The 24,303-nt window shown below is 68.3% G+C and carries 25 protein-coding genes and 1 tRNA gene; 22 read left to right on the plus strand and 4 right to left on the minus strand.

What is annotated here, in order from left to right; translation table 11 throughout:
- Positions 1–12: 12 nt before the first annotated feature.
- Positions 13–2,436, minus strand: coding sequence for a TonB-dependent receptor plug domain-containing protein (locus tag ACFWZU_RS03365; RefSeq protein ID WP_439699996.1), 2,424 nt, complete (start codon positions 2,434–2,436; stop codon positions 13–15).
- 241 nt (positions 2,437–2,677) lie between these two features.
- On the opposite strand from ACFWZU_RS03365, the gene ACFWZU_RS03370 reads away from it, so the two are divergent.
- The 21 genes from ACFWZU_RS03370 (at position 2,678) to ACFWZU_RS03470 (ending at position 20,591) form a co-directional block, all read left to right on the plus strand.
- Positions 2,678–2,962: an FmdB family zinc ribbon protein gene (locus ACFWZU_RS03370; RefSeq protein WP_439699997.1), complete on the plus strand. Its 285-nt coding sequence runs from the start codon at positions 2,678–2,680 to the stop codon at positions 2,960–2,962.
- Between the two features lie 166 nt (positions 2,963–3,128).
- Positions 3,129–4,883, plus strand: coding sequence for an aspartate--tRNA ligase (gene aspS / locus ACFWZU_RS03375; RefSeq protein WP_439699998.1), 1,755 nt, complete (start codon positions 3,129–3,131; stop codon positions 4,881–4,883).
- Positions 4,884–4,973: 90 nt separating this feature from the next.
- Entirely contained in the window at positions 4,974–5,600 is a 627-nt protein-coding gene (locus ACFWZU_RS03380) for an esterase/lipase family protein (protein WP_439699999.1), read from the plus strand.
- Positions 5,601–5,702: 102 nt separating this feature from the next.
- Positions 5,703–6,425, plus strand: coding sequence for a YebC/PmpR family DNA-binding transcriptional regulator (locus ACFWZU_RS03385; RefSeq protein ID WP_439700000.1), 723 nt, complete (start codon positions 5,703–5,705; stop codon positions 6,423–6,425).
- A gap of 65 nt (positions 6,426–6,490) precedes the next feature.
- Positions 6,491–7,033 (plus strand): crossover junction endodeoxyribonuclease RuvC, encoded by a 543-nt coding sequence (gene ruvC / locus ACFWZU_RS03390; protein ID WP_439700001.1) that lies wholly within the window; start codon positions 6,491–6,493, stop codon positions 7,031–7,033.
- A complete protein-coding gene (gene ruvA / locus ACFWZU_RS03395; RefSeq protein WP_439700002.1) occupies positions 7,030–7,629 on the plus strand; it encodes a Holliday junction branch migration protein RuvA in 600 nt (199 codons plus the stop codon). The genes ruvC and ruvA overlap by 4 nt, the downstream gene beginning before the upstream one ends.
- Positions 7,630–7,654: 25 nt before the next feature.
- Positions 7,655–9,568, plus strand: a complete 1,914-nt coding sequence (locus tag ACFWZU_RS03400; RefSeq protein WP_439700003.1) for a potassium transporter Kup — start codon at positions 7,655–7,657, stop codon at positions 9,566–9,568.
- A 100-nt stretch (positions 9,569–9,668) separates the two neighbouring features.
- Positions 9,669–9,824: a hypothetical protein gene (locus ACFWZU_RS03405; RefSeq protein ID WP_439700004.1), complete on the plus strand. Its 156-nt coding sequence runs from the start codon at positions 9,669–9,671 to the stop codon at positions 9,822–9,824.
- A gap of 76 nt (positions 9,825–9,900) precedes the next feature.
- The gene (gene ruvB, locus ACFWZU_RS03410) at positions 9,901–10,947 is read left to right on the plus strand and encodes a Holliday junction branch migration DNA helicase RuvB (protein ID WP_439700005.1); all 1,047 of its coding nucleotides are present in this window, start codon (positions 9,901–9,903) and stop codon (positions 10,945–10,947) included.
- Positions 10,948–11,276: 329 nt separating this feature from the next.
- Positions 11,277–11,678: a tol-pal system-associated acyl-CoA thioesterase gene (gene ybgC, locus ACFWZU_RS03415; RefSeq protein ID WP_439700006.1), complete on the plus strand. Its 402-nt coding sequence runs from the start codon at positions 11,277–11,279 to the stop codon at positions 11,676–11,678.
- Positions 11,679–11,721: 43 nt separating this feature from the next.
- Positions 11,722–12,408: a protein TolQ gene (tolQ, locus tag ACFWZU_RS03420; protein WP_439700007.1), complete on the plus strand. Its 687-nt coding sequence runs from the start codon at positions 11,722–11,724 to the stop codon at positions 12,406–12,408.
- 19 nt (positions 12,409–12,427) lie between these two features.
- Positions 12,428–12,877: a protein TolR gene (gene tolR, locus ACFWZU_RS03425; RefSeq protein ID WP_439700173.1), complete on the plus strand. Its 450-nt coding sequence runs from the start codon at positions 12,428–12,430 to the stop codon at positions 12,875–12,877.
- Positions 12,864–13,805, plus strand: coding sequence for a cell envelope integrity protein TolA (gene tolA, locus ACFWZU_RS03430; RefSeq protein ID WP_439700008.1), 942 nt, complete (start codon positions 12,864–12,866; stop codon positions 13,803–13,805). The genes tolR and tolA overlap by 14 nt, the downstream gene beginning before the upstream one ends.
- A 7-nt stretch (positions 13,806–13,812) precedes the next feature.
- Positions 13,813–15,129, plus strand: coding sequence for a Tol-Pal system beta propeller repeat protein TolB (gene tolB / locus ACFWZU_RS03435; protein ID WP_439700009.1), 1,317 nt, complete (start codon positions 13,813–13,815; stop codon positions 15,127–15,129).
- A 258-nt stretch (positions 15,130–15,387) separates the two neighbouring features.
- Entirely contained in the window at positions 15,388–15,894 is a 507-nt protein-coding gene (pal, locus tag ACFWZU_RS03440; RefSeq protein WP_439700010.1) for a peptidoglycan-associated lipoprotein Pal, read from the plus strand.
- On the plus strand, positions 15,894–16,754 hold the full coding sequence (gene ybgF, locus ACFWZU_RS03445) for a tol-pal system protein YbgF (protein WP_439700011.1): 861 nt from the start codon (positions 15,894–15,896) through the stop codon (positions 16,752–16,754). Before pal ends, ybgF begins: the two co-directional genes overlap by 1 nt.
- Positions 16,755–16,764: 10 nt before the next feature.
- The gene (gene queE / locus ACFWZU_RS03450) at positions 16,765–17,448 is read left to right on the plus strand and encodes a 7-carboxy-7-deazaguanine synthase QueE (protein WP_439700012.1); all 684 of its coding nucleotides are present in this window, start codon (positions 16,765–16,767) and stop codon (positions 17,446–17,448) included.
- A 98-nt stretch (positions 17,449–17,546) separates the two neighbouring features.
- A complete protein-coding gene (queC, locus tag ACFWZU_RS03455; protein WP_439700013.1) occupies positions 17,547–18,242 on the plus strand; it encodes a 7-cyano-7-deazaguanine synthase QueC in 696 nt (231 codons plus the stop codon).
- Between the two features lie 139 nt (positions 18,243–18,381).
- Positions 18,382–18,457 (plus strand) — tRNA-Lys (locus ACFWZU_RS03460).
- Between the two features lie 89 nt (positions 18,458–18,546).
- Entirely contained in the window at positions 18,547–19,572 is a 1,026-nt protein-coding gene (ltaE, locus tag ACFWZU_RS03465; protein WP_439700014.1) for a low-specificity L-threonine aldolase, read from the plus strand.
- A 113-nt stretch (positions 19,573–19,685) separates the two neighbouring features.
- Positions 19,686–20,591: a glycoside hydrolase family 43 protein gene (locus tag ACFWZU_RS03470; protein WP_439700015.1), complete on the plus strand. Its 906-nt coding sequence runs from the start codon at positions 19,686–19,688 to the stop codon at positions 20,589–20,591.
- Here ACFWZU_RS03470 and ACFWZU_RS03475 read toward each other — a convergent pair.
- From ACFWZU_RS03475 to ACFWZU_RS03485, 3 genes are all read right to left on the minus strand, one after another.
- Entirely contained in the window at positions 20,576–21,853 is a 1,278-nt protein-coding gene (locus tag ACFWZU_RS03475; protein ID WP_439700016.1) for a polyhydroxyalkanoate depolymerase, read from the minus strand. The genes ACFWZU_RS03470 and ACFWZU_RS03475 overlap by 16 nt on opposite strands.
- A gap of 92 nt (positions 21,854–21,945) precedes the next feature.
- Complete coding sequence (locus ACFWZU_RS03480) at positions 21,946–22,692, minus strand: class I SAM-dependent methyltransferase (protein ID WP_439700017.1); 747 nt, start codon at positions 22,690–22,692, stop codon at positions 21,946–21,948.
- Positions 22,693–22,735: 43 nt separating this feature from the next.
- Positions 22,736–23,239, minus strand: coding sequence for an RDD family protein (locus ACFWZU_RS03485; RefSeq protein ID WP_439700018.1), 504 nt, complete (start codon positions 23,237–23,239; stop codon positions 22,736–22,738).
- A 46-nt stretch (positions 23,240–23,285) separates the two neighbouring features.
- Between ACFWZU_RS03485 and xerD the strand changes: the two genes are divergently transcribed.
- Positions 23,286–24,197 (plus strand): site-specific tyrosine recombinase XerD, encoded by a 912-nt coding sequence (gene xerD, locus ACFWZU_RS03490; protein ID WP_439700019.1) that lies wholly within the window; start codon positions 23,286–23,288, stop codon positions 24,195–24,197.
- The last annotated feature ends 106 nt before the right edge of the window (positions 24,198–24,303 follow it).

Here is a 24,303-nt window from a genome sequence, read left to right on the forward strand (position 1 = left end):
GGCGGCTTGTAGCTACCAGCTGTAGCGGATCTTCCCGTACACGTACGCCCCGTTGAAACCGAACGGCGAGAACACGCTGTACGGCATCGCTCCGTTGTTGTCGCTGGCCTGGATCACCCGGTCCGGGTAGCTGTCGAACACGTTGTCCGCGCCCACCGTGAACATCCAGCGATCCATCGAGTAGTTGAGCGCCAGGTCGAACAGCCACTTCGAGTCGAAGCGCTGGTCCAGCGTCGGGTCGGTCGAGTTGTACGAGGTGAAGCCGCCATAGCGGGTCAGCGTGCTGTCCAGGCTCCAGCGACCATTGGTGTAGAGCCAGTTGAAGATCAGCTTGCTGCGCGGCGTGGTGTCGGCCAGCAGGCCGAACTGGTCGCGCCGGTCGATGCGCTTGAAGCTCACGCCCAGGGCGTCCAGCACCGCGGGGTTCGCCCGCACGTCGGTCACTTCGTTCTTGTTGTAGTTGAAGCTGACCGTGGTGTGCAGCGAGGCGCCGTCGCCCACGTCGAACAGGTAGCTGGCGACCAGGTCGATGCCGCGCGTGCGGGTGTTCACCGCGTTGGTGAAGTAGGAGATGCCGCTGAAATTGGTGTTGGTGATGCCGTTGGCGGCGAGGTAATCGCGTACCGCCGGCGACGTCGTGGAGATCGTGCTGGAGAGGGTGACGCGGTCGCGGATCTTGATCTGGTAGAGGTCGGCGCTGAGGTCCAGTCCGTCGACCGGTGTCCACACGGCACCGAAAGTGAGGTTGCGCGACTTCTCGGGCTTGAGCGGCTCGCCGCCCAGCAGCGTGGCGATGGCGCTGGTCGAGGACACCAGGCCCGTGTTGTAGATGCCGGCCGGCAGACCCAGCGAGTTGCCTTCGCCGAAGTAGAGCGACGAGGTGTACGAGTAGTACTGCTGCGCCAGCGAGGGCGCGCGGAAGCCGGTCGAGGCGCTGCCGCGCAGAGCGAAACGGTCGGTGAAATCGAAACGGGCGGCCAGCGCGCCGGAGGTGGTCGTGCCGAAGTCGGAGTAGTCCTCGTGGCGCACCGCCAGCGAGGTGCCCAGGCGGTCGGTCAGGTTGGTCTCCACGCTCACGTATTCGGCCACGTCGTGCCGGCTGTGCGAGCCGGCGTTGGCCGGCTGGTAGCCACCGAAACCCTGCGCGCCGCCGGAGAAGCCCGAGGTGCCGGTGTAGTACGAGGGCAGGTCGCCAGCCTGGATCTGGTAACTCTGGCGCAGGTATTCCGCGCCGAAGGCCAGCGTCACGTCATTGGGCAGCCAGCCGACCGACAGGTCCTTGGCGATGTCCACGTCCAGCGACTGCTGTGTGGCGTCCAGGATGCCGTCGTGGAAGCGCGTCGGCGTGCTGCCGAAGTCGTTGAGGTAGGCGCGGTTGAGCGTGTTGAAGGTGGCGTACGACACGCGATTGCCACCGTAGTTGCCCGAAACGTCCCAGCGCCAGCCACCGTCCGTCTTGCCCCGGATGCCCACCACCAGCGAGCGGTCGGTCGCCTGGGCGTTTTCCAGCGGCAGGTAGCCATTGGGGTAGAGCGACGGCACCGCGTTGGCGTTGTCCAGGTTGCGGAAGAAAGCCGGGGAGACCGAGTCACGCTTGCCGTAGTGGCCGAAGGCGTACAGCTGTGCGCCGCCGACGTCGTACTGACCGTTGAGCATCAGGTTGCGATCGGTGACTTCCGGATCGCCGTAGCGCTGGGTGACCCCGTCCTGCGGACGCGTGCGGTTGGCACCGGCGCGATTGGTGTAGTCCTGGTGGCCGGCCTGCGCGGTGAAACGGATCCAGCCGGCATCGGACAGTGGTATGCCTGCGCTGGCCGAGCCCTGCCACTTGCGCCCGTCGCCCGCCGAGTACTGGCCGCCGGAGAGCGCCACGTCGCCGCCCTGGGCGCCCTTCTTCAGCACGATGTTGATCACCCCGGCGATGGCGTCGGAGCCGTACTGCGCCGAGGCGCCGTCGCGCAGGACTTCGATGTGGTCGATCGCGTCGATCGGGATCGTGTTGAGGTCGACCGCCTGGGAGCCGCGGCCCAGCACCCCGTTGGTGAGGATGATCGCCCCCGGGTGCCAGCGTTTGCCGTCGACCAGCACCAGCACCTGGTCCGGCGACAGGCCGCGCAATTGTGCCGGGCGCTGCGAATCGGCGGTGTCGGCGGCGGAAGGGCGCGGGAAGGTCAGCGAGGGAATCACCCGTGCCAGCGCGGTGGACAGCTCGGTGGTGCCGGTCTGCTTGAGCAGTTGCGCCGACACCACGTCCACGGGCGTGAGCGAGCTGCTTTCGGTGCGGTTGTCGGCCCGCGTGCCGGTGACGATCACCGTACCGAGGTTCCTGGCTTTCTGCGCAGTGGCGCCGGTGTCCTGGGCGTGCGCCGCGGAGCAGGCGAGCAGCAGCGCCGCCGGAAGCAGCGCGAGGCGGGGAAGGGGGCGGGGATGATTCACGGCAACTCCTGTAGCGGTGCGGGCGATGCACGGTCGATGCCGGCATCGGATCGACGGACGCAGGGCAACGTCCAGCGGAGACGCGCGCAGGCGTGGTGTCGCGTAGGTCCATGCGCGCCAAAAGGCAGGCTACTCCCGGCGCCGGGATGCGCCAAGCCGTACGCCATTGAAAACGCGACGGGCGACTCGATAATGCGCACCAGCATTTCCGACGGGGCTGCCTGCCCGGAGTTAGCCACACATGCCCATCTACGAATTTGAATGTGCCCAGTGCGGGCACCGTTTCGACCGCCTGCAGAAGCTGTCCGACCCGGACCCATCCGCCTGCCCGTCCTGCGAGGCGCCGCGCGTGCAGCGGAAGGTCAGCGCACCCTCCTTCCGGCTCGCCGGCAGCGGCTGGTACGAAACCGACTTCAAGAAGGACGGGGACAAGAAGCGCAACCTGGCCGGCGACGGCGAGGCCAAGGCAGCGGCGCCGGCCCCCGCTCCGGCCCCGGCCGCCGAGAGCAAGCCCGCGAGCGACTGAGCCAAGCCATGCATCAGTGCAGGGGCGCACAGGTGCGCGACCCGGATGCGTCACGGTCGCGCACAGGTGCGCTCCTACAGGGCTGGCTGCATGTGGCCGACGGGGCGATGCTAAAATCGTCCGTTCGCACGCCTCAATCGGCACCATCCCCGGAGTTCCCGTTCCTATGCGCACGCACTACTGCGGCCTCATCGACGAGTCGCTGGTCGGCCAGACCGTCACCCTGTGCGGCTGGGTCAACACGATCCGCCTGCAGAGCCACGTCGCCTTCATCGACCTGCGCGACCACGAGGGTCTGGCCCAGGTGGTGGTCGAGCGCGAGAACGCCGATGCATTTGCGGTGGCGGGCGAGGTCGGCAACGAGTACTGCCTGAAGGTCACCGGCACGATCCGCAAGCGCCTGTCAGTCAACGACAAGCTCAGGACCGGCACGGTGGAACTCGTGGCCGACACCGTCGAGGTGCTCAACGCGGCGAAGGATCTGCCTTTCGCGCTGCACGAGAACCCCAACGAGGACCTGCGGATGACCTACCGCTACCTCGACCTGCGCCGGCCGGAGATGCAGACGATGATGCGCCGGCGCATCAAGCTGGTGCAGGCGCTGCGCCGCTACCTCGACGCGCGCGGTTTCCAGGACATCGAGACGCCGATCCTGACCAAGGCCACGCCCGAGGGCGCGCGCGACTACCTGGTGCCCAGCCGCGTGCATCCGGGCCAGTTCTACGCGCTGCCGCAGTCGCCTCAGCTGTTCAAGCAGATCCTGATGATGGCCGGCTTCGACCGGTACTACCAGATCGCGCGCTGCTTCCGCGACGAGGACCTGCGCGCCGACCGCCAGCCGGAGTTCACCCAGCTCGACCTGGAGTTCGCGTTCGTCGAAGAGCAGGACGTGCAGGACTTCGTCGAGGGGCTGATCCGCCACGTGTTCAAGGAAGTGGTAGACGTCGAACTGGATGCCAGCTTCCCGCGCATGACCTACGCCGAGGCCATGCGCCGCTTCGGTTCGGACAAGCCGGACCTGCGCATTGCGCTGGAGCTGGTCGACGTGGCCGAGGCGCTCCAGGGCGTGGAGTTCAAGGTGTTCGCCGAGCCGGCCAACGACCCGGCCGGCCGCGTCGCCGCGCTGCGCGTGCCGGGCGGCGCGGCGCTCTCGCGCAAGGACATCGATGGCCTGACCGAGTACGTCGCCCGCTACGGCGCCAGGGGCCTGGCCTGGATCAAGGTCGAGGATCGCGCCAAGGGCCGCGAGGGCGTCAGCTCGCCGGTGGCGAAGTTCCTCGATGACGCGGCCATGGAGGCGGTGCTGTCGGCCACCGGCGCGCAGACTGGTGACATCGTGTTCGTCGGCGCGGGCAAGTGGAAGACCGTCACCGATTTCATGGGCGCGCTGCGCCTGAAGGTCGGCAAGGACCGCGGGCTGGTCGAGGCGGGCTGGAAGCCGCTGTGGGTCACCGACTTCCCGATGTTCGAGTACGACGAGGAAGAGCAGCGCTACGTCGCCCTGCATCATCCGTTCACCGCGCCCAAGGTCGACGACATCGCCGACCTCAAGGCCAACGCCGCCACGGCGGTCAGCCGCGGCTACGACATGGTGCTCAACGGCAACGAGATCGGCGGAGGCTCCATCCGTATCCACCGCCCGGAGATGCAGAGCGCGGTGTTCGAGCTGCTCGGCATCGGCGCGGAAGAGGCGGAGGCCAAGTTCGGCTTCCTGCTCAAGGCGCTCAAGTTCGGCGCGCCGCCGCACGGCGGTCTGGCCTTCGGCATCGACCGCATCGCCGCGCTGATGGCCGGCACCGAGTCGATCCGCGACGTGATCGCCTTCCCCAAGACCACCAGCGCGCAGGACCTGATGACCGACGCTCCTTCGGCCGTGGCCGAGGCGCAGCTCAAGGAACTGCACGTCAAGGTCGCCGGCTGACCGGTACCCGCAGGGTGGGCCTCAGCCCACCTTGCCACCCCGCCGTACGCCCCAAGGTGGGCTGAAGCCCACCCTACGACAGGCCGCGCCATGCCCGACCAGATCATCCTGCTGCACGGCCTGTGGATGCGCGGCTTTGCGCTGGGCCTGCTGCACAAGCGGATGGCCGACGCGGGCTTCGCCGTCGACCGCTTCGACTACATGAGCGTGGTGTCCTCGCAGGAGCGCATCGTCGAGCGCCTGCACCTGCGCATGCAGCGTTACGCACCCGGCCCGGTACATCTGGTTGGCCACAGCCTGGGCGGCCTGTTGGCGCTGCAGGCCTGCCGCGAAGCGGTCGACCTGCCGCCGGGGCGGATCGTTTGCCTGGGTTCCCCGCTGCAGGGCAGCGCCGCGGCGCGCGGTTTCGCCGGTTTCGGGCAGGGCGGCGAGGCCCTGCTGGGGCATAACCGTGAATTGCTCGAGCACGGCATGGAGCGCTGGGACGGCGAGCGCGAGGTGGGCGTGATCGCCGGCCGCGTGCCGATCGGCCTGGGCGCCATGCTCGCGCACATGGAAGGCGAGCACGATGGCACGGTCGCCGTCGCCGAAACGCGGCTGCCGGGCCTCACCGACCACTGCGTGGTCGAAACCAGCCACACTGGCCTGGTGCTGTCGGCCGATGCCGCCCAACAAGTGGTGCACTTCCTGCAGAACGGGCGATTCGCTTCCCCGTAGGAGCGCCTTCGGCGCGCGACCACACGGCGGTATGGGAATTTGTCGGCTGCGGCACGGGTTGGAGTAAAATCGCCCGCTTGTCCATTGTTCAGGTTTCCCGCCATGGGTAGAGGCCCGTCGATCGAAGGCCGCAAGAACGCCGAAGACGCCAAGCGCGCCAAGGTGTTCACCAAGCTGATCCGCGAGATTACCGTCGCCACCCGCGCCGGCGTCGCCGACCCGGCCGCCAACCCGCGCCTGCGCGCGGCGGTGGACAAGGCGCTGTCGGCCAACATGACCAAGGACACCATCGAGCGCGCGATCAAGCGCGGCTCGGGTGCCGAGGGCGGCGGCGAGGAGCTTCGCTACGAGGGCTACGGTCCGGGTGGCGTCGCGATGATCATCGAATGCTTCACCGACAACCCCACCCGCACCGTCGCGGACGTGCGCCACGCGCTGACCAGGCACGGCGGCAACTTGGGCACCTCCGGCTCGGTGGCGTTCCAGTTCACTCGCTGCGGCGAGCTCACCTTCGCCACCGGCGGTGACGAGGCAGCCGAGGAAAAGGTGCTGGAGGCGGCGCTCGAAGCCGGCGCCGACGATGTGGTGAACGAGAACGGCGAAAGCACCGTGCTGTGCGCGCCGGAGAGCTTCGAGGCGGTGCAGCAGGCGCTGGCCGATGCCGGCCTGGAGTCGCTGCACGCAGGCGTGGGCATGCGCCCGAACAACCGCGTGGCCGTGCCCGAGGACGTGCTCGAACCGCTGACCGACCTGCTCGAGCGCCTGGACGCGCTGGACGACGTGAGTGAGGTCTATCACAACGCTCAGCTGCCGGCCGATGGCTGACGGCAGGGCGGGAGCCGCGTGCGCATGCCGCCGGCGGCGCCCGTGAACCGGCGATCGATTGCCGCATGACTACCCGATCCGACACCCCCGGCTGCCGCATCCTGGGCATCGATCCCGGCAGCCAGCGCACCGGCTTCGGCATCATCGACGTGGATGCGGTGGGCAAGCTCACGCACGTGCACCACGGCGCGCTCGCGGTGGCGGGGGAGGAAACCTTCCCGCTGCGCCTGAAACGCATCTTTGACGAGCTCACCGCCATCATCGGCGACCACCAGCCCGCCGAGTGCGGCATCGAGCGGGTATTCATGGCGCGCAATCCGGATTCGGCGCTGAAGCTCGGCCAGGCGCGCGGCGCGGCGATCTGCGCGGTGGCGGCCAAGGGCCTGGCGGTGCACGAGTATGCGCCGACCGAGATCAAGCAGGCGGTGGTCGGCAGCGGTCGCGGCGACAAGACCCAGGTCCAGCACATGGTGGGCGTCCTGCTCGGCCTGAAGGGCTCGCTGCAGCCGGACGCGGCCGACGCGCTGGCGATCGCGGTGACCCATGCGCACACGCGCGCGAGCCTGGCGCGCGTGGGCATTCCCCGTACGGCCTGGAGGCGGCGATGATCGGACGACTGCGCGGCACGCTGGTTTCCAAGCAGCCGCCCTGGCTGCTGGTGGAGGTCGGCGGCGTCGGCTACGAGCTGGAGGCGCCGATGTCGACCATCTACGACCTGCCGCAGACCGGCAAGGAAGTGACCCTGCTCACCCATTACGCGGTGAAGGAGGACAGCGTCGCGCTGTACGGCTTCCTGCGCGAGGACGAGCGCGCGCTGTTCCGCAACCTGCAGAAGGTCTCGGGCATCGGCGCGAAGATCGCGCTGGCGGTCCTGTCGGGTGTTTCCACCGCCGATTTCGCGCGACTGGTGCAGGCCGGCGACGTGGTCGCGCTGACCAAGATCCCCGGCATCGGCAAGAAGACCGCCGAGCGCATCGTGGTGGAGCTGCGCGACCGCGTGGATGGCCTGGGCGCAAGCCTGCCGGGCGGATCCGGCAAGAGCGCCGGCGCACCGCTGGATCCGGCCGGCGAAGCCACGGTCGCCCTGCAGCAACTGGGCTACAAGCCCGCCGAAGTGACCCGCCTCGTGCAGAAGGTCGCCGCCGAAGGCGACGACGCCGAGGCGATCATCCGCAAGGCGCTACGCGCCGCGCTGGGCCACTGAAGGTCCGGCGGCATGAGCGAGAGACATGAACGACGCATCCCGTAACGAGCCCCCGGTCGAGGGCGCCGAGCAGCTGCACGGCACCAAGACCGCGCTGATCCTGGGCGCCATCGGCGTGGTGTTCGGCGACATCGGCACCAGCCCGCTGTACACGCTGGCGGAAGTGTTCCGCCCCGAGTACGGCCTGCATCCGTCCGAAAGCACGGTGCTGGGCGTGCTTTCGCTGGTCACCTGGGCGCTGATCACCGTGGTGGCGATCAAGTACGTCACGCTGGTGATGCGCGCGGACAACCGCGGCGAGGGCGGCATCATGGCGCTGATGACGCTGGCCCAGCGCGCGGTCGGCGGCTCACCGATGGCGCGCCGGATCGTGATGCTGATGGCGTTGCTGGGCGCGGCGCTGTTCTTCGGGGACGGCGTGATCACGCCGTCGATCTCGGTGTTGTCCGCGGTGGAGGGCCTTGAAGTGATGGCGCCATCGCTGAGCAATTGGGTCGTGCCGCTGGCGGTGCTGGTCCTGCTGTTCCTCTTCTGGCTGCAGAAACACGGCACGGCGAAAGTCGGGGCGTTGTTCGGCCCGGTGATGGGCATCTGGTTCCTGGCCCTGGCGGTGATCGGTGTGTGGAACATCCTGCAGGCGCCCGAGGTGCTCAAGGCGCTCTCGCCCTGGTACGCCGTGCGCTTCTTTGCCTCGCATGGGGTGATCTCGTTCGTCGCCCTGGGTGCCGTGGTGCTGTGCGTGACTGGCGCCGAGGCGCTGTACACCGACATGGGCCATTTCGGCCGCTTCCCGATCCGCGCCGCCTGGTTCTTCTTCGTGCTGCCCTCGTTGCTGCTCAACTACTACGGCCAGGGCGGACTGCTGTTGCACGAGCCGGAAGCGGCGGTCAATCCGTTCTTCCATGCGGTGCCGGACTGGGCCGGCTACCCGATGATCGTGCTCGCCACCGCAGCGGCGGTGATCGCTTCGCAGGCGGTGATTTCCGGGGCCTTCTCGGTGACCCGTCAGGCGATCCAGCTCGGCTTCGTCCCGCGCATGCAGGTGGTGCACACCTCGCGCGAAGCGATCGGCCACATCTTCCTGCCGTGGGTGAACCGCGCGCTGATGGTGATGGTGATCCTGACCGTGGTCGGCTTCCAATCGTCCAAAGCGCTGGGCGGCGCCTACGGCATCGCAGTGACCGGCACCATGGCGATCGACACGCTGCTGGTGATGCTGGTGGCGTGGCGTCGCTGGAACTGGAGCCTGGCCGCGGTGATTCCGCTGACCATCGGCCTGCTATGCGTGGACCTGTCGTTCTTCGGCGCCAATACGCTGAAGATCCCCGACGGCGGCTGGTTCCCGCTGGTGCTGGGCCTGTTCCTGTTCGCCGTGATGACCACCTGGCGGCGCGGCCGCGAGCTCGTCGTGCGCGAGATCAAGCAGGGCGGCCTGGCGCTGGCACCGTTCATCGAGAACCTGGCCGAGCACCCGCCGCTGCGCGTGCCGGGCACGGCGGTGTTCCTCACCGCCAACCAGTACGCCGTGCCGCACGCGCTGCTGCACAACCTCAAGCACAACAAGGTGCTGCACGAGCGCAACGTGATGCTCACCGTGCAGATCCTGGAGACGCCGGTCGCCGAGGCTGACGAGCGCATCGAGATCACGCCGATGGACGGCGGCTTCTATGGGCTGGAGCTGCGGTTCGGCTTCGCGGAAGACCCCAACATCCCGCACGCGCTGTCGCTGTGCGGCCGCGAGGGGCTGACCTTCGACCTGATGGACACGACCTTCTTCCTCTCGCGCGAGACCATCGTGGCGGATGCGCGCCGTCCCGGCATGGCGCTGTGGCGAGACAAACTGTTCGCCTTCCTTGCCCGCAACGCGCTGCCGGCGACGGCGTTCTTCCAGATTCCAGGCAACCGGCTGATCGAACTGGGCGCGCAGGTGGAGATTTGAGGAACCGGGGCCAACCGCGTCAGCGGTCCGGTCGGCGGCCATGCGCCGTTTGACCGGCAATGGCAGGATGGTATCTCCCGACGACGGACAAGGAGCGATGATGAAGGTCGATCTGGCTTGCGTCGAAGACGCACTGGCAAAGAGCCCGCCTGCCGTTCGGCTGGGGATGATCGTGCTTGCCCTGTCGATCGCCTTCGCCATGGCCACGCTCGCCGGCACCAGTATCGGGCGTGCGTTGTACTACCTGTCCCACTGAAAAAACCGGAAGGGCGGAGCCGGACAGTCCACGTCGGTGAGCGACGGGGCCTGCGGCGGCCTGCCATAATGGCTGCATGACCGAAGCCCGCATCATCACCTCCGCCGCCCAGCTCGACGACGAGGCGCTGGAGGCCTCGATCCGCCCGAAGCGCCTGGACGACTACCTGGGCCAGCAGGCGGTGCGCGAGCAGCTTTCGATCTACATCGAGGCGGCCAGGAAGCGCGGCGGCGCGCTCGACCACGTGCTGATCTTCGGGCCGCCGGGCCTGGGCAAGACCACGCTCTCCCACGTGATCGCCAACGAGCTGGGCGTCAACGTGCGCTCCACCTCGGGCCCGGTGCTGGAGCGGGCCGGCGACCTGGCCGCATTGCTGACCAATCTCGAGAAGAACGACGTGCTGTTCGTCGACGAGATCCATCGCCTCTCGCCCGTGGTCGAGGAAGTGCTGTACCCGGCGATGGAGGACTTCCAGATCGACATCATGATCGGCGAGGGCCCGGCCGCGCGCTCGATCAAGCTGGACCTGCCGCCGTTCACGCTGATTGGCGCGACCACGCGCGCCGGCCTGCTCACCGCGCCGCTGCGCGACCGCTTCGGCATCGTGCAGCGGCTGGAGTTCTATTCGCCCGAGGAGCTGACCGCGATCGTGCGTCGCTCGGCGCGGATCCTCGGGATCGAGTGCGAGGTCGAGGGCGCGGCGGAGATCGCCCGGCGCTCGCGCGGCACGCCGCGCATCGCCAACCGCCTGTTGCGCCGCGTGCGTGATTACGCCGAGGTTCGCGCGGGCGGAAAGATCACGCGCGAGGCGGCGCAGGCGGCGATGGACATGCTCAAGGTCGACGCCCAGGGCTTCGACGAACTGGATCGCCGGCTGCTCGCCACCATCATCGAAAGTTTCGATGGCGGCCCGGTCGGCGTCGAGTCGCTGGCCGCCGCGCTTTCCGAAGACCGTGGCACGCTGGAAGACGTGGTCGAGCCCTACCTCATCCAGCAGGGTTTCCTGATCCGCACCGCGCGCGGACGCATGGCTGCCGCCAAGGCCTGGCGGCACCTGGGCCGCAATCCGCCGCCGCGGCAGGCGATGGTGGGCGACATGTTCGACGCTGCGCCCGAGGGTTGAGGCACGTCTCCCCCCTCCGCCCTGCGGGCACCTTCTCCCCGTGGTACGGGGGAGGGAGGGACCAGGGCGCCGCATCCCTGGCCATCCGTGGACGGAAAAATCAAGGCGCTGGTCCCGAGCGTTCCCGCCGCGGGAAGACCAAGGTGATGCGTCCCGAGCCTCTCCCGCTGCGGAAGTTCAAGGTGCCCCGTCCCGGACCTTTCCCTCGCGCGGGGAAAAGGTTCAAGGTGCCGGATCCCCCCGATCCTTCCCCCGCGCGCGGGCGAAGGTGCCCGAAGGGCGGATGGGGGAGGCCTTGCGATCCACTCACACACATTCGGATATCCATCATGCCCCCCTTCATTTGGCCCGTCCGCGTCTATTGGGAAGACACCGACGCCGGCGGCGTGGTCTACCACGCCAGTTACCTGCGTTTCCTGGAGCGCGCCCGCAGCGAGTGGCTGCGCGCGAAGGGGGTGGACCAGTCGGCCTTCCGCGAGGCCACCGGACTGGCCTTCATGGTGCGCGCCATGGAGCTGGATTTCCTGCGTCCGGCCCTGCTGGATGATGAATTGTCGGTGACGGTGAACGTCAAAGCGTCGCGTTCAGCCAGTATCCTGTTCGATCAAGCGATCGGCCGTGCGGACGGCACGGAGCTGGTCCGCGCCCAGGTGCGGGTCGCCTGCGTGGACTTGAACCGCATGCGCCCGGCGCCGATCCCGGCCGACCTCATCCCCGGCCTTGCCCCCTGACGCTTCGCCCTTTGAAAAGCACGCCCCGGAGAACCCCCAAGCCATGAACGGTGGATTGAACATTTTCAAGCTGGTCGCCGAGGCCAGCCTGCCCGTGCAGCTGGTGATGCTGCTGCTGCTGGTGTTCTCCTTCCTGTCTTGGGTCATCATCATCCGCAAGTACACGCAGATGAAGGCGGCGATGGAAAACGCCGAGGCGTTCGAGGAACGTTTCTGGTCCGGCGGCGACCTGGCCGGCCTGTTCCGCGAGGTCAGCGGCCGTGGCGCCGACAACGGCGGCATGGAGACGATCTTCGAATCGGGCTTCCGCGAGTTCGCCCGCCAGCGCCAGCGCAAGACCTATGACGTGCGCATCGTCATGGAGGGCACCGAGCGCGCCATGCGCGTGGCCGGCACGCGCGAAATCGGCCTGCTCGAGCGCAACCTGGAGTTCCTCGCCAACGTCGGTTCGATCAGCCCGTACGTCGGCCTGTTCGGCACCGTGTGGGGCATCATGGGTGCCTTCCAGGGCCTGGGCGAGGTCAAGGACGTCACCATCGCCGTCGTGGCGCCGCACATCTCCGAGGCGCTGATCGCCACCGCCATGGGCCTGTTCGCCGCCATTCCCGCGGTGTGGGCGTACAACCGCTACGCCAACAAGGTCGAGCGCGTGGCCTCGCGCTACGAAGTCTTCCAGGAAGAGTTCTCCTCGGTCCTGCAGCGGCAGATCCAGACCGACGAAGTGGCCTGACGAGGGCAAGTCCATGGCCATGCGAAACGCCGCGCGCCACAAGCGCATGAAGCTCAAGTCCGAGATCAACGTCGTGCCGTACATCGACGTGATGCTGGTGCTGCTGATCATCTTCATGGTCACCGCGCCGATGATGAACGCGAACGTCGACGTCAACCTGCCGCAGGCCAACGCCAAGTCGCTGGCCGACAAGAAGAACCCGGTGATCGTGTCGGTCGACGCCGAGGGCAACCTGTTCCTGACCCTCGAGGGCGCCAAGAAGGAGCCGGTCGACGTCGCCACCATGCAGGCCAAGGTCGGCGCCTTCGTCAAGGCCAACCCGGACGTCAGCGTGCTGGTGGCCGGCGACCGCGAAGGCAAGTACGAAGGCGTCTACCAGGTGCTGGCCGATCTGCAGCAGGCCGGCGTCAGCAAGGTCGGCCTGATGAGCCAGCCGCAGGGGTCGGGCGCGGACAATGCGGGAAAATAAGGGCACTTCCACGGCGGTCCTGCTTTCCGCCGTCCTGCACCTTGGCATCGTCGGCTTCCTTGCGCTGGCGATCGTGCCGTGCTCGTTCTATGAAAGCCTGTTCAGCACCCTGCATCTGCCGGCGAGCTGGAACCCGATCACCTGTTCCAAGCCGCTGGAGCTGCAAGGCCCGGTGATCGAGGCCACGTTGATCGGCCCGACCGGCGCGCCGCCGCCGAAGGCGCAGAAGAAGGCCAAGCCCGTGCCGACCATCCCGCCGCCGCCCACGGTGACGCCGCCGGACGTCAAAACGCCGCCGCCGGAGATCAAGACCCTGCCGCCGCCGCCGGAGCATCCGGACACGGTCGACCAGGAAAAGATCGTGGCCGACGCGCTTGAGAAGGCCGAGGAAGCCAAGAAGGAGCAGGAAGAGAAGCAGCGCCAGCGCCAGGCCGAGCTGGACGCCCAGGCGGCCAAGAAGAAGGAAGAGCAGAAGAAGCAGCTGGACGAGCTGTTCGCCAAGATGGACGCGGCCGCCGCGGCGCGCCAGAAGGCGGAAAACCGCGCCAAGCAGGCCAAGCAGCAGCTGGAAGATCTCAAGGACGCCAAGGACGAGGGCCTGTCCGACGTGCCGCACGCGGCCCAGCGCCAGACCGGCAACAACGCCCAGAACAGCTCCCTGGCCGACCAATATGCAGCGGCCATTCAGAATGCGGTCACGCCCAACTGGTTACGTCCGGATAACATGCCGGATGTTCCGTGCAAGGTGCATATCGTCCAGTTGGTAGGGGGCGATGTGATGAGTGCGAAGGTCGATTCGAGCTGCCCGTACGACGACGCGGGCAAGCGCTCGATCGAAAACGCCGTGCTCAGGACCAAAACCTTGCCGTACAAGGGGTTCGAGAGCGTCTTCAGTCGCGAATTGACCCTTACCTTCAGGCCGCAGTGAGACGTTCATGCCCAACTTGAAATCGCTCTTCGCCCTTGCCGTGCTGTGTCTGGCCGCCCTCGTCGCCGGACCCGCGGGTGCGCAGGCGCTCAACGTGGACATCGTCGGCGGCGTCAAGACGGCGACCCCGATCGTGGTCGTGCCGTTCGCGCAGAACGGTGGCGCGCCGCTGCCGACCGACGTCGCCGACGTCATTCGCAACGATTTCAACCGCTCGGGCAAGTTCCGCGCGCTGGCCAAGAGCGAGATCGTCGAATCGCCCTCGCGCGGCGCCGACATCAAGTTCGCCACCTGGCGCCTGCTCAAGCAGGACTACATCACGGTCGGGCGCATCAGTGACGCCGGCGGCGGCTTGCTGCGCGTCGAGTACGAGTTGTGGGACGTCAACAAGCAGCAGAGCCTGCTGGCCCAGGCGTTCACCGCGCCGGCCGGGGACCTGCGCGGCGTGGCCCACCAGATCGCCGACCAGATCTACGAGAAGATCACCGGCGTGCGCGGCGCGTTCTGGACCCGCATTGCCTACATCACGGCCGTGGGCCTGGGCAACAACACCACCTATTCGCTGATCGTGGCCGATTCGGACGGCTACAACCCGCAGGTGGTGGCCCGCTCGCGCGAGTCGCTGTTGTCCCCCTCGTGGTCGCCGGACGGCACCAAGATCGCCTACGTCTCCTTCGAGAGCGGCAACTCGCAGGTCTACGTGCAGGACATCACCACCGGTTCGCGCCAGCTGGTCGCCTCGCACAAGAAAGGCATCAACGGCGCCCCGGCCTGGTCGCCCGACGGCAGCAAGCTGGCGGTGTCGCTGTCGTTCGTGGGCAACCCCGAGATCTTCGTGATCGACATGGCTTCGCGCCATGAGACGCGTCTGACCAACAGCCTGTCGATCGATACCGAGCCGACCTGGTCGGCCGACGGGCAGAGCCTCTACTTCACCTCCGACCGCTCTGGCCGGCCGCAGATCTACCAGATGTCCGCCACCGGCGGCTCGCCCACCCGCATCAGCTTCGAAGGGCAGAATAACGCCAACGCCGACGTCAGCTTCGACGGCAAGCTGATCGCCATGGTGCAGGGCAATGGGAACGTGTATCGTATTGCCATCATGGATCGCAGTCTGGGTGGGCAGGTGCGTTTCATCTCCCCCGGCCCGATTGACGACTCCCCGAGTTTCGCACCGAACGCCAGCATGCTGTTGTACGCGGCCACGGAAGGGCGCCGCGGCGTGCTGTATGCCGTTTCGGCCGATGGCCAGGTCCGCCAGCGCCTCGTGCTGTCCGACGGGGATGTCCGCGAGCCGGCCTGGGGGCCGTACCGGAAGCGTTGAGTTTTTTGTCCGTTGGGGCGCGCAAGCGCTCCGGCGGAATGCCCATGGAATGGGCCGAAACGGCGCTACGGCGCCATTTCGCTTATGGCGGGGCGCGGTCCAGGCGTCCAGCCAACGGTTGCCAGGCGCGAGCAGCGACTGGCCCGCGGTAACACCAAGCGTCACAGAACAAGCCGGACCACCGGCGATCACTGTCCCAACACCGCAATCGTCATATTGACTGTCGGAACTCAAACCCGTTTTGAAGGAACGTCACCCATGAATAAGACCGCTCGCGTCGCCCTGGTCGCCCTGCTGTGCATCGGCGCAGCCGCTTGCTCGAAGAAGCAGGAAGTCAAGCCGCAGCCCCAGCCGGAGCCGCAGCCGACGACCCAGCCGGCCCCGGAGAGCAACAAGTACACCCCGGCCGACCTCGACACCGACGCCTGCCTGCGTCAGCGCGTCGTGTACTTCGATTTCGACAAGACCGAGATCAAGCCGGAGTTCCAGCAGATCATGGCTTGCCACGCCAAGTACCTGCAGGACCGTCCGGAATCGCACATCCGCCTGGAAGGCAACACCGACGAGCGCGGCACCCGCGAGTACAACCTGGGCCTGGGCGAGCGCCGCGGCAATGCCGTGTCCGACGCCCTGCAGGCCAACGGCGGCTCGGCCAGCCAGGTCGAAGTGATCTCCTACGGCAAGGAAAAGCCGGTGTGCCGTGAGCACAACGAGGATTGCTGGAGCAAGAACCGCCGCGTCGAGATCGTCTACACGGCGAAGTAATGAAGAGCGCACTGGCTAAGCGTTTTTCGGCCAGGCTCGGCATGGCGGGCGCGTTTGCGTCCGCCATGCTCATTGCCGTTCCGGCCCTGGCACAGGACTCCCGCTTGAGCCTCGCCGACCGCGTGTCGCGGCTGGAGCAACAGGCGCAGGCCCAGAACCAGGGCGGTACCAGCCTGGTCAACCAGGTGCAGCAGCTGCAATCGCAGGTGCAGCAGTTGCAGGGCCAGGTCGAGGAGCTGCAACACACCCTCCAGCAGCTCGAAGAAAAGAACAAGGCGCAGTACATCGATCTCGACTCGCGGCTCGGCCGCCTCGAGGGCCATGGCGCCGGCACGAATTCCACGCCCGCGGGCAGCGCTCCGGCCTCCGCCGGTTCGGCCGCTGCCGCGGCGACCCCGGCCACTCCGGCACAGGCGCCCGCCGCCACTCCGGCCAGCGGCAGCAGCGCGCCCGCTGCGGCGCCCGACGCCAACGCGCAGGCCGCCTACGACACCGCCTTCCAGGCGCTGCGTGGCGGCGACTACGCGCAGGCCTCGCGCGGCTTCCGCAGCTTCATCCAGCAGTACCCGGACAACACGCTCACGCCCAACGCCTGGTACTGGCTCGGCGAGTCCTACTACGTGACCATGAACTACCCGGTGGCGCTGGAGGCTTTCCAGCGGCTCCTGAGCCAGTTCCCGCAGAGCGAGAAGGCGCCCGACGCGCTGCTCAAGGTCGGCTACAGCCAGCTCGAGCTCAAGCAGACCGATGCCGGCAAGGCCACGCTGCAGCAGGTCACCAGCAAGTACCCCGACTCCCGCGCCGCCAGCCTGGCGCAGGAACGCCTGCGCCGACTGCAGCTGCAATCGGCGATCCGCTGAGGGTCGGGTGATGGGTAGTGACGCGGGCGCGCCGCCCGCCGTGCCGGCGGTGGCCGAACGCCTGCGCATCACCGAGATCTTCCACTCGATCCAGGGCGAGGCCGACGCGATCGGCTGGCGCACCGTGTTCGTGCGCCTGACCGGCTGCCCGCTGCGCTGCGTCTGGTGCGACACCGAGTATTCCTTCCACGGCGGGCAGTGGCATGCGATCGACGACATCCTCGCCGAAGTCGCCCGCCACGGCGCGCACCATGTCTGCGTCACCGGCGGCGAGCCGCTGGCGCAGAAGCGCTGCCTGATCCTGCTGCGCCGCCTGTGCGACGCCGGCTACGAGGTGTCGCTGGAGACCTCCGGCGCGCTGGACGTGTCCACGGTCGACCCGCGCGTACGCAAGGTCATGGACCTCAAGGCGCCCGATTCGGGCGAAAGCGCGCGCAACCTGTGGAGCAATCTCGAGCACCTGCTGCCGCACGACCAGATCAAGTTCGTCATCGCCAGTCGCGGCGACTACGAGTGGGCGCGCGACGTGGTGGCCGAGCATGCGCTCGACCGGCGCTGCATGGTGCTGTTCTCGCCCGTGCACGGAGCGGTCGAACCGCGCGACCTCGCCGAATGGATCATCGAGGACCGTCTGCCGGTGCGCTTCCAGCTGCAGTTGCACAAGCTGCTGTGGAACGACGCGGCGGGACATTGAAGCTCTCACGCCTGCCTCAAGGGCGGGCAACGTACCGTGGCCTGTGACGCCGCGAGTGCTCTCCGGCCGGTGACCGGCCGTACGCAAGGAACCGTTCCATGTCCGAAACCATCTCGCGCAAGGCCGTCGTGCTCGTCTCCGGCGGCATGGACTCCGCCGTCACCCTGGCCATCGCGCGCGAACAGGGCTTTGCCGTGTACGCGCTGAGCGTCGCTTACGGCCAGCGCCACGGCTCCGAGCTGGAAGCGGCCGAGCGGGTTGCCCGCGCGACCGGGGCGCTCGCGCACAAGACCGTGCAGGTGGACCTGCGCAGCATTGGCGGCTCCGCGCTCACCGCCGACATCGACGTGCCCACCGATCTCGCAAGGAGCGGGGGCGGCGAAGGCATCCCCGTGACCTACGTGCCTGCGCGCAACACGATCATGCTGTCGATCGCGCTGGGCTGGGCCGAGGTACTCGGCGCCAACGACATCTTCTGCGGCGTCAATGCGGTCGACTACTCCGGGTATCCCGATTGCCGGCCCGCCTTCATCGATGCCTTCGAGCAACTGGCCAACGTCGCCACCAAGGCCGGTGTGGAGGGTGCGGGCCTGCGCATCCATGCGCCGCTGATGCGCATGAGCAAGGCCGACATCGCCCGCGAGGGTGGGCGCCTGGGCGTGGACTTCGCGCAGACGGTCAGTTGCTACCAGGCCGACGCCCAGGGCCGTGCCTGCGGGCACTGCGATGCCTGCCATCTGCGCGCCGAGGGGTTCCGCAACGCTGGCCTCGCCGACCCCACCCGATACGCCTGATCCGTTGGGTGGGGCTTTGGCCCACACCAGGCCTTCCGAAGGGCGCGGCGGGCTCATGCCCACCGTGCGTCAGGCCGTGCGGCCGGCGCTTTGCTTGTGCGCCCCGCGCGCAAACCTTAAAATCGCCCGTTCGCCTGATGGGTCGTTAGCTCAGTTGGTAGAGCAGTAGACTTTTAATCTATTGGTCCCGAGTTCGAGTCTCGGACGACCCACCATCTTCACCCGCGCCCGTCGCGGGTTTTTTGTGCCCGCTTGCTTCAGGCCAGACCGCGCGCGAAGCTGCCTCCTTTGCCGGGAGCACAATGTGGACTGGGTCGACCTGCGCAGCGATACGGTAACCAGGCCCACGCCCGCCATGCGTGCGGCCATGCTGGACGCCCCGGTGGGGGACGACGTGTACGGCGAGGACCCCGCCGTCAATGCCCTGCAGCAGCGCCTGGCCGGCGAGCTCGGCTTCGAGGCTGGGTTGTTCGTACCCAGCGGCACGCAGTCGAACCTGCTGGCACTGATGTCGCATTGCGAACGCGGCGACGAGTACATCGTGGGCATGGACGCGCACACCTACAAGTTCGAGGGCGGTGGTGCGGCGGTGCTCGGTTCGATCCAGCCCCAGCCGATCGTTCAGGACGCCGACGGTTCGCTGCCGCTGGACCGGGTGGCGGCCGCGATCAAGCCGGTCGATCCGCACTTCGCCCGCACGCGCCTGCTGGCGCTGGAGAACACGTGGCATGGCCGCGTGTTGCCGATGGAGTACCTCCGGGCTGCGCGCGATTTCGCCCGCGAACGCGGCCTTGCGTTCCACCTGGACGGCGCCCGCCTGTACAACGCGGCGGTGGCGGCGGGCGTGCCCGCGCGCGAGATCGCGCGGCACTTCGACAGCGTGTCGGTGTGCCTCTCCAAGGGGCTCGGCGCACCGGTGGGTTCGGTGCTGGTGGGCTCCGCGGCGCTGATCGACAAGGCGCGGCGCTGGCGCAAGGTCACCGGTGGCGGCTGGCGCCAGGCCGGCATGCTGGCGGCGGCTGGCCTGTACGCCCTCGATCACCACGTCGCGCGGCTGGCCGACGACCACGCCCGCGCCGTCACCCTGGCACGGCAGCTCGAAGCCGTGCCGGGCCTGCGCCTGCTCGGCCAGCACACCAACATGGTCTTCGTCGAGGTGCCCGCCGAGCGGCTGCGCGAGCTGGACGTGCATCTGCGCGAGGCCGGCATCCGCATCAGCATCGGCTACCTGCCGACGCTGCGGTTGGTGACCCACCTGGACGTCGACGACGCCGGTATCGCCCGCACGGTCGAGGCGTTTGCCCGGTTCTTGGGCGGACAGGCAGCGTGATCGGTCGGAGGGCAGCGGCTCGCCTGCGGGGCACGCGGCTGCTGATCGCAGCCTTGCTGGCCCTCGTGCCGGCCTGCCCGGTTGTTGCGGCTGAAGTGGCCCGTGGCGCCCGGATGCACGCCGGCAACCCGGTCATCCCGGGGTGGTACGCGGACCCGGAGGCGGCGATCTTCGGCAAGACCTACTGGATCTACCCGACCTGGTCGGACGACTACGATCGCCAGCTCTTCATCGATGCCTTTTCCTCGCCGGACCTGGTGCGATGGACGCGCCATCCGCACGTGCTCGACGTGCGTGCGATCCATTGGGCCAGAAGCGCGATGTGGGCGCCGGCCGTGGTCGCCAAGGGTGGGCGCTACTACCTCTTCTTCGCTGCCAACGACATCCAGAGCGACCGCGAGGTAGGCGGCATCGGCGTGGCGGTGGCCGACCACCCGCAGGGCCCGTTCCGCGACCTGCTGGGCAAGCCGCTGGTCGGCGCCTTCCACAACGGCGCGCAGCCGATCGACCAGTCGGTATTCCGCGACGACGACGGCCAGTACTACCTGATCTACGGTGGCTGGAAGCACGCCAACATCGCGCGGCTGAAGGACGACTTCACCGGGCTCATGCCCTTCGCGGACGGCACGGTGTTCAAGGAGATCACGCCCGAGCACTACGTCGAAGGCCCGATGATGTTCAAGCGCGACGGCCGCTATTACCTGATGTGGTCGGAGGGTGGCTGGACCGGGCCGGACTACTCGGTGGCCTATGCGATTGGCGATTCGCCGCTAGGTCCGTTCCGCCGCATCGGCAAGATCCTCGAACAGGACCCCTCCATCGCCACCGGCGCCGGCCACCACTCGCTGCTGCACACGCCCGATGGTCGCTGGTACATCGTCTACCACCGGCGCCCCAGGGGCGAAACGGCCGCCAACCACCGCGTGGTCTGCATCGATCGGCTGGAGTTCGACGCCCGCGGCCGCATCCTTCCGGTGAGGATGACGCGGCAGGGCGTCGAGGCTCACCCCTTGCGCTGAGGCGTCCGGCGCGGTGGCCGTGCCGCGTGGTGACGGATGAAGTCGCGCACCTGTGGATACACCGTTTCGCGCCAGCGCCGGCCGCTGAAGATGCCGTAGTGGCCGGCGCCTTCGATCACGCGGTGCGCGTGCCGCTTCGCCGGGATGCCGGTGCACAGCGCGTGCGCCGCCTCGGTCTGGCCCAGACCGGAGATGTCGTCCAGCTCGCCCTCGATGGTGAGCAGCGCGCTGCGCGTGATGGCGCCCGGATCCACGCGCTCGCCGGCCACGTCCCACAGGCCGCGCGGCAGCAGGCATTGCTGGAACACCGTGCCGATGGTGTCCAGGTAATACCCGGCCGGCATGTCCAGCACGGCGTTGTATTCGTCGTAGAAGCGCCGGTGTGCCTCGGCGTCGTCCAGGTCGCCACGCAGCAGATCGAGATAGAAATCCCAGTGCGATGACAGATGGCGGCCCGGATTCATCGCCACGAAACCGGCGTGTTGCAGGAAGCCCGGGTAGACCTTGCGCCCGCGCCCCGGATAGTTGGCCGGCACGGTGTGGATCAGGTTGGCTTCGAACCAGGACAACGGCTGGGTGGTGGCCAGGTCGTTGACGCTTGTGGGGCTGCGGCGCGGGTCGATCGGGCCGCCCATCATGACCAGGCTGCGTGGCGTCTCCTCCCCGCGCGCGGCCATGAGCGATACCGCGGCCAGCACCGGCACGGTCGGCTGGCACACCGAGACCACGTGCAGATCGCTCGCGCCGATGTGGCGGATGAAGCGCTCGACGTAGGCCACGTAGTCGTCCAGCCGGAACATGCCCGCCTCGGCCGGCACCATGCGCGCGTCGACCCAGTCGGTGACATAGACCTTGTGGTCGCGCAGCAGCGTTCGCACGGTGTCGCGCAGCAGCGTCGCGTGGTGGCCCGAGAGCGGCGCCACCACCAGCACCACCGGCTGGCGGCGCATCGCCTCGATCACCTCGGGGTTGTCGCTGTAGCGCTTGAACCGCCTCAACCGGCAGAACGGCAGTTCCAGCGCGGTCTGTTCCACCACCGCGACGGTGTAGCCATGGGCCTGGATCTCGTGGATGCCGAACGCCGGCTTCTCGTAATCCTTGCCCAGCCGGTACATCAGCTCGCAGCCGGCTGCCCAGCGCGCCGCCCCCGGCCACTGCGCAAGCAGGCTGCCTGGCTCGCTGAACATCTTCGCGCTGGCCTGCGCGAAGTAGCTCATCGGGCCCATGAAGGCGCGCTGCCATTCGTGGATTTGGTAGAGCATGGCGACCGGGTCATGCAGGACAAAGCAGCATTCTAGTGGCTTTGTCCCGCGGATGCTGCACTGCGGCAGACGGCCGAGTCGTAACGCCTGCCTCAGCCGCCGCGCCGACGGCAAATCAGCAGCACTTCGTCCACGCCGTCCACCTGGGACAACCCTTCGCGCCACTGCAGCGGCTTCTGGAACTTGAGCCCCAGCGGCATGAACACATGGTTGTACCACCACATCGCGCGCTCGCGCCGATGGGTCAGGAACCACTGCCCCAGGTCGAGCAAGCGCGAGGATTTGGGCTGCATGCCGTAGATCGCGCTGCGTTCCAGCGCAAACCCGTGTGCGGCAAGTTTGGCCTCGATCGCCTCCGGCTCGTAACGCCGGCAGTGTCCGACGAACTCGTCGAACGCCGTCCAGGCGTCGGCGTGCAGGGGCACCGACAGCAACAGCGTCGCCCCTGGCGCCGCCACGCGCGCGAGCTCGCGCAAGGCGCCTTCATCGTCGGCGACGTGCTCGAGGATGTCGAAGGCGCACACCAGGTCGAATCGGGCATCGGCGCAGGGCAGCGCACCGATCATGCCGTGCATGGCGCTGGCCCCGCGCGCACGCAACTGGCGCAGCGCCGCGTGGCTCAGGTCGACGAAGCAGGTGCCATCCAGCGGCAGGCGCGGACGCAGGCCGGGGGCAACCTCGAGCCGGCGCGGCGCCGCCGCGGCCAGCTCGCGCAACAGCGGCCAGGTGTTGAAACGCTCGGGATCGACCAGCCGCGCCTGCGCCCACAGCGCTTCGTAGAAGCCGCGGTTGACGCGGAGCAGCTCGGCATCGCTGCGGATGGGGGCGGGAGTGGCCATGAGGCTTTGTACAGCAAGCGCGGCCGCGGCGGATGTGAAACGGCTAACCGATCTGCCGCAGCTCGGTCGCGGCGGCCACGTCGTGCAGCGTGCGGCGGCGTGGGTCGAACAGCGCGGGCGCGAACCACACCGCCCAGCCGATGAGCACCGCCCACACCGCGCCCCGCAGGCCCAGCCACGGCGCCAGCCCGAGCAACAGCAACGGCAGCGCGGCGACGACCACCCGCCGCAAGGCCTGTCCCGGCCGCAGCTTCCCGCCGTCGGCGGTCACCAGACGGAGGCGCCACGGCCGCATGCCGAGCGTCTGCCCGCCGCGCAGCCACGAGATGACGAAATACGCGCCCACGACCAGGCCCTGCAGCGGCTGGTACCACCACGCGATCGCCGGATGCGTGCCAGCGGCCACCACCTGGCCGCCGGTGGCGAGCTGGCACAACAGCCCCACCACCATCACGATCGCTACCACGGCGAGCAGGTCGTAGACCAGCGCGGCGAGGCGGCGCCACAGCGGGCAGGGAAGGGCAGCGGGGTCGTGCGATCGGGTCATCGGCGTTTCGCTTGCGCCCGTCGCGAACCGCGGCGAGCATCTGCGCATGGAGGAAAAGAGCGCAAGTATCGCCGAAGCCGACCAGCGCAGCATCGCCGCGTTCCTTGAACGGGTCTGGTCGGAAGACGGCCTGGCCGACCGCACCCTGGAAGCCTATCGGCAGGACCTGGAGGGACTGGCGCGCTGGCTCGCCTCGCGCGGGCGCGGCCTGCAGACGGCGCGCCGCGAGGACCTGTCGGCGTTCCACGGCAGCCAGCCGGCGGCGGTCCGTTCGATGGCGCGGCGCCAGTCGGCGTTCCGGCGCTATTACGGCCAGCTCGCGCGCGACACCCCGGGTTTCGAGGACCCCACGCTGCTGATCGAGCGCCCGCGCATGCCACGCAGCCTGCCCAAGGCGCTGGCCGAGCGCGAGATCGAGGCGCTCCTGGCCGCACCGGACGTGGATTCCACCCTCGGCCTGCGCGACCGCGCGATGCTCGAGCTGATGTACGCCTCCGGCCTGCGCGTGTCGGAGCTGGTCGAGCTCCCGCTGGCCGCGCTCAACACGCGCCAGGGCGTGCTGCGGATTACCGGCAAGGGCGGCAAGGACCGCCTGGTGCCGGTCGGCGAAGTCGCGCTCGAGCGCATCGAGGCCTATCTCGCCGACGCACGGCCGCAGCTCGCAAAAGGCCGCCAGCCGGCGGCGCTGTTCCTCAGCCGGCGCGGCGAGGGCATGACGCGGCAGATGTTCTGGACGCTGGTCAAGCGGCACGCGCTGGCGGTCGGCATCGAGGGCAAACGCATCTCCCCGCATGTGCTGCGCCACTCCTTCGCCACCCATCTGCTCAACCACGGCGCCGACCTGCGCGCGCTGCAGCTGCTGCTGGGGCATGCCTCGCTCAGCACCACGCAGATCTACACGCTGGTGGCGAAGGAAGGCCTGAAGCGCCTGCACGCGAAACACCACCCTCGCGGCTGACGCAGACGATCCGGCCAGGCTGAAGCCAGGCCTGCGGGGTTCCGGGGCTCGTAAGCTCCCGCTTATCCCGGCTGTGCCAGAATCGGCCGATCGCCGCTTTCCCCAC

Origin of the sequence: Frateuria sp. GZRR33 (genome assembly GCF_051900425.1) — a bacterium.
Classification (GTDB): domain Bacteria; phylum Pseudomonadota; class Gammaproteobacteria; order Xanthomonadales; family Rhodanobacteraceae; genus Frateuria_A.

Coding starts and splice junctions, on each gene's coding strand:
- ACFWZU_RS03370 (WP_439699997.1), top strand. CDS start 2,678: ATGCCCATCTACGAATTTGAATGTGCCCAGTGCGGGCACCGTTTCGAC.
- aspS (WP_439699998.1), top strand. CDS start 3,129: ATGCGCACGCACTACTGCGGCCTCATCGACGAGTCGCTGGTCGGCCAG.
- ACFWZU_RS03380 (WP_439699999.1), top strand. CDS start 4,974: ATGCCCGACCAGATCATCCTGCTGCACGGCCTGTGGATGCGCGGCTTT.
- ACFWZU_RS03385 (WP_439700000.1), top strand. CDS start 5,703: ATGGGTAGAGGCCCGTCGATCGAAGGCCGCAAGAACGCCGAAGACGCC.
- ruvC (WP_439700001.1), top strand. CDS start 6,491: ATGACTACCCGATCCGACACCCCCGGCTGCCGCATCCTGGGCATCGAT.
- ruvA (WP_439700002.1), top strand. CDS start 7,030: ATGATCGGACGACTGCGCGGCACGCTGGTTTCCAAGCAGCCGCCCTGG.
- ACFWZU_RS03400 (WP_439700003.1), top strand. CDS start 7,655: ATGAACGACGCATCCCGTAACGAGCCCCCGGTCGAGGGCGCCGAGCAG.
- ACFWZU_RS03405 (WP_439700004.1), top strand. CDS start 9,669: ATGAAGGTCGATCTGGCTTGCGTCGAAGACGCACTGGCAAAGAGCCCG.
- ruvB (WP_439700005.1), top strand. CDS start 9,901: ATGACCGAAGCCCGCATCATCACCTCCGCCGCCCAGCTCGACGACGAG.
- ybgC (WP_439700006.1), top strand. CDS start 11,277: ATGCCCCCCTTCATTTGGCCCGTCCGCGTCTATTGGGAAGACACCGAC.
- tolQ (WP_439700007.1), top strand. CDS start 11,722: ATGAACGGTGGATTGAACATTTTCAAGCTGGTCGCCGAGGCCAGCCTG.
- tolR (WP_439700173.1), top strand. CDS start 12,428: ATGCGAAACGCCGCGCGCCACAAGCGCATGAAGCTCAAGTCCGAGATC.
- tolA (WP_439700008.1), top strand. CDS start 12,864: ATGCGGGAAAATAAGGGCACTTCCACGGCGGTCCTGCTTTCCGCCGTC.
- tolB (WP_439700009.1), top strand. CDS start 13,813: ATGCCCAACTTGAAATCGCTCTTCGCCCTTGCCGTGCTGTGTCTGGCC.
- pal (WP_439700010.1), top strand. CDS start 15,388: ATGAATAAGACCGCTCGCGTCGCCCTGGTCGCCCTGCTGTGCATCGGC.
- ybgF (WP_439700011.1), top strand. CDS start 15,894: ATGAAGAGCGCACTGGCTAAGCGTTTTTCGGCCAGGCTCGGCATGGCG.
- queE (WP_439700012.1), top strand. CDS start 16,765: ATGGGTAGTGACGCGGGCGCGCCGCCCGCCGTGCCGGCGGTGGCCGAA.
- queC (WP_439700013.1), top strand. CDS start 17,547: ATGTCCGAAACCATCTCGCGCAAGGCCGTCGTGCTCGTCTCCGGCGGC.
- ACFWZU_RS03470 (WP_439700015.1), top strand. CDS start 19,686: ATGCACGCCGGCAACCCGGTCATCCCGGGGTGGTACGCGGACCCGGAG.
- ACFWZU_RS03475 (WP_439700016.1), bottom strand. CDS start 21,853: ATGCTCTACCAAATCCACGAATGGCAGCGCGCCTTCATGGGCCCGATG.
- ACFWZU_RS03480 (WP_439700017.1), bottom strand. CDS start 22,692: ATGGCCACTCCCGCCCCCATCCGCAGCGATGCCGAGCTGCTCCGCGTC.
- ACFWZU_RS03485 (WP_439700018.1), bottom strand. CDS start 23,239: ATGACCCGATCGCACGACCCCGCTGCCCTTCCCTGCCCGCTGTGGCGC.
- xerD (WP_439700019.1), top strand. CDS start 23,286: ATGGAGGAAAAGAGCGCAAGTATCGCCGAAGCCGACCAGCGCAGCATC.